The organism is Pedobacter sp. 01N416 (assembly GCF_056399685.1).
The window spans coordinates 1-4,444 of record NZ_JBFTRT010000497.1; the positions used below are offsets into that span (position 1 = coordinate 1).

2 protein-coding genes are annotated in these 4,444 nt (G+C 43.5%); both read right to left on the bottom strand.

The features are described from left to right. On the bottom strand, window positions 1-1,624 hold a 1,624-nt coding region (locus AC1DND_RS22240; protein WP_477584790.1), incomplete at its 3' end, for a DUF1553 domain-containing protein. A gap of 165 nt (window positions 1,625-1,789) precedes the next feature. Beyond that, a partial coding sequence (locus AC1DND_RS22245; RefSeq protein ID WP_477584791.1) for a glycoside hydrolase family 38 N-terminal domain-containing protein occupies window positions 1,790-4,444 on the bottom strand: 2,655 nt, incomplete at its 5' end.

Here is a 4,444-nt window from a genome sequence, read left to right on the forward strand (position 1 = left end):
AAGCCTCCAGTACCGTTGGATCATTTAACATCACCAGAGCCTGAAGCGGGGTATTGGTGTTTAACCGTTTCACCTCGCACTGATCGCGATTACTGGCATCGAAAACACCCATTGAAGGCGGTGGGACTGTACGTTTGATAAATGTATACATTCCCCTACGGTAAAGGTCTTCGGCATGGTCCTGGCGGTAAGAGGCCAGTATACCACGTCCGGAGGTCGCTCCTTCCCAAAGCCCAGCAGGCTGATAAGGTTTTACACTTGGACCGCCTATGGTCTTAACCAATAAGCCACTACTAGCCAGCACCACATCTCTTATGGATTCTGCAGGGATGCGGTAACGAGGTGCCCGCGCAAGCAGGATATTTTCAGGGTCGGTTTTTAATTTCTCTTTTGATACGACTGCAGATTGCTGGTAAGTCGCTGAGCTTACGATCTGTTTGACAAGACGCTTGATGTTCCAGCCATGGTCCATAAAATCTACCGCCAGCCAGTCCAGTAGTTCCGGATGCGAGGGAAGTTCGCCCTGCATACCAAAATCACCTGAGGTCTTAACAATACCACGTCCAAAAAACTCCTGCCAGATCTGGTTCACAAATACCCTTGCTGTAAGCGGGTTTTTCCTATCGAAGAGCCACTGCGTTAAACCCAGACGGTTCTTTGGATACTTATCGCTGAAAGCGAGCAAAGATTTCGGGGTACCGGCCTGTACTTCTTCTCCGTGCGCATCATATACCCCCCTATTGAGGATATAGGTTTTACGTAGTGTATCCCTATCCCCCATTACCGAAACAATCAATTTATTGGTATCTCTCTTATTTACAAAAGCCAATATCTTTTTGATGTCTTCATTTCTGATTTCCATCAACGGTTTTTTCGCGTAGGTTTCAGCCCCCCCGACGGTTGACTGAAGTCCGACTTCTTTAACATATGCGGGGCGCTGAAGGAGTGACTCCACAACCTTTTCATAGGCATTGTTGCTATTATCGGCCATGAACCTATTCATCATCTCCATATCCGGTGGTAGGCCGGTAAGGTCGAGGCTAACCCGTTTCAATAACCTTTCTTTATCTGCCTGTTCATTTGGTTTTATCCCTTTTTGCTCCAGTTTCTGCAGAATGAAATAATCGATTTCATTTTTTGCCCATTCCTTATTTTCCACTTTTGGGATCTGATGGCTTTTTGGCGGCGTAAAAGCCCAGTGCCGCTCATATTTAGCTCCCTGTTTGATCCATTTCTCGATAACTGCAATTTCATGCGCGGTTAGTTTGAGATTGGAGGATTTAGGAGGCATTAGCTGGCTTGAATCCTGACTAGAGATGCGCAAAAAAAGTTCAGAGGCTAAGGGTTTAAAGGGGACAAGCGCATGCGCCGAAGGTTTGTCTTTCAAAGCTTTATAAGCTTCTTCCGCGATATCCAGCCTTAAATCGGCTTCACGTTTATTTGCATCAGGACCATGACAGATAAAGCACTTATCGGACAGTATCGGCCGGACATGAAAATTATAACTGATGCTATCGGGTATCTGCTCCTGTGCAACCTGGCTCGTGGACGAACTATTGCATGCCTGTATGGCATATATAATAGCCGAAAACAACAGCATTAAATAAAAAAGCCTACGGTTCATACTGATTATATTTGGTTCTGGCGCTGATGGTGAGGTGATCATCGTCAGCGCCACTATAATAATAAATAACTAAAACGGTTAACACAATGGACTATCCTACACAATACCATGGACTATCTTATTGTGAATGAACAGAAACATTGTTCTATCCAATGTAATCAGCGCTTAATTTAAAATAAAACTGGCGGGACCGAATGATGTTAAATCAGTACTGAACAGGTTATTTTTCACTTCTATTTTCTGCCCGGTTATCTCTCCCCTTAAATTTACAGGTGTTGCGTATTTTACGCTCATTTCTCCAGGAAGATTGATCGTTACCTTCCCTTTAATCCCTGCCTGTTCCCAGATCCGCAGCAGCGTACCCCGGTTACTGTCAGGGTCTGCTCCGAAAGCAGTTACCAGTATGCCTTTACGCGAAACAGAAATCCCGCTTTTTTCGCGCGGCAGCTTTGTACCTATACCGCTTGTGGTGATAGATAATAAGGGCATTCTGGCTTCCCAAGACTTAATGGCAATATTTTCAGTGGTATTTTCATTTTTCCCTATCGTCCAGATCCTCACCTTTTCACTCCAGGTGCCCTCTGTCCAGTATGGGAAATTGGTATTCCACATGTTATTATAAAGATTTACAAAAGCAGAAGCTTTTTTGGGCAAATAGTCATAATCATATTTCCAGAGCCCAGGTTCTCCAAAACTCATTAATGGGGCATCAACTGCACAGATCCCTACCCCAACACCTCCATGCTCTTTTAACGCGGCACCAGTATTTACACCATAGATATAGCGGTTGCCTCCAGTAATCTGATCCGTTGCCAAATCCATCACCCCACCGATTCTTCCTACCTTAAAATCAGGCTTGTTGATGTTAAAAGGAAAACATAACCAGCCTCCCTCTGGAAGGGTGCTAGGGACTTTATCCTTGATCCTCCATTCTACATCAACAAAAGGCTGCGCTTTGGGAAAGGTAAATCTTAGAGATACAGATTTGGCGATGCCTTGCGTATTACCAGTGGTCAGGGTAACAATATCAGCAAAAGCGGACTGCACAACATTCATCTTCCAGTTGTTGAGCGCAACAGCTGAATAGGGAATATTCTTTGGCATGTTCGGCTTTGTTGAAGCATTAAATGAATTGGAAAGCGTGCAATATTTATTATAATAATCTATTGTCTGTTGATAGCTGAATTTCTCGTGTAAAAACTGTCCCAGTACAAAATTATCGCCCTTCGAAACAAGTTCTTTTCTGCTTGATTTTTCGATCAAAGAAGCAATACCACCGCGGCTGGTATCAAAACGTACCGTAAAATATTTCGTATCCAAAATAGCTGGATGATTAGCTAAAGTAACCCCATTTTTCTCATCGTTCTTTATAACCTTATAACCGTTGGCCGGTATATCATTGACCCAGATCTTTTTGCTGCCAATACTGATCTCTCCACTTCTTGCCCATGGCAATGTATTGTATACGATGATTTCTCCGGCCTTCGCCTTTACATTCTGTGCAAGAATGGCTAACCTTTTATCCAGTTCTTTTGAGACAATACTATCTGTAATTTTTATATATCGCCTGTGCTCCTCAAAACTGCTTTCAAACTTTTCATAAAAGCCTTCGGCCCTCGCCCGGATGAAATCATTGCCATAGCGGTACCTTTCATTGCCCATATTTTTACCATCCATGGAGAAAAAGCCCCACCCGGGTGTCATCGCTCCCCAGGTATGTTCGCCATAAAGCATACTGTTTTCATAGGAAACAGTCAGTTTGTCCTCAACTGATCCACTCCGTAGCTTCCAGAGGTTTAACTGCGTATTTAAAATATCCAGAACAGGTTGAAGCGGACGGATATTCCTCGACATTTTGGTTTCCTGAGGCATAGCCATTACACCATGGATCCATGGATCGACCATATCGCCCTTTATTACTGGCAGATCAGGATTTTCGGATAATAATGCATTTGCAAAATCATCCAATGTCCCAATATGAACTTTAGCCCCTTTTATTTTCCCCGCTTCTTTCTTTACTTGTTCTACCTGACCCGGAGAAGGGGGACCTTCGTTATCGTGAGTCATTGAAACCGCTAAATAATTTTTCGAAGGCCAGTCATCGGGAGGCATTAGCTTTGATCCGTACTCTGTTGAGTAATTACAGAGTATCCTTGAACCGTCCGGACCCTGCCACCAAAATAGTTCAGGCAATATAGGTCCGCGATTAGCATAATTCCTTCCGATCTGCAAGAATTTGATTCCTGCATGATGCAATAATGTAGGTAAAAACCAACTGTGTGCAGGTACATCGGTCATCTTTGCCGCAATAGGCAGTTTTAGTCCGTACTTCCGGGCTATTTTAGAGGAAAATCCAAGCGACCGAACATAATCTTCTTCTTCAAATACATCAGTATGGATCGTGGCCGGAAAAGCATGCACATTTATATATCCTTCCGTCAAGGCCTGTTCGATTTTCTTTTTCCGTTCTGTAGTCTGCTGATCACCCAGAATATCTCCCCACATCGGCCAGCCGGCAATGGTCCATTTAAACCGCTCCGAACTTTCTTTGTTCCTTTCCTGTTCAATAAGCCTAATTGCATTGTCCATCATATCCACCCGGTATTTCTTTAAAACCTCTTTTGCAGACATGGTATAACCTAAATCGCAATGGGTTTTAAAGACGATCCAGATATCGGTTACCCCAGGAGAAGTATGCCCAAGTAATAAATTTGAGGGTTGTTTAGGAACTTGAATCGGAGATTTTGGCTGATCTTGCCCCATTACATCTTGATTAAAAAACAATATGGGTAGAATGACGCCTATAAAGCATTCCAAGAT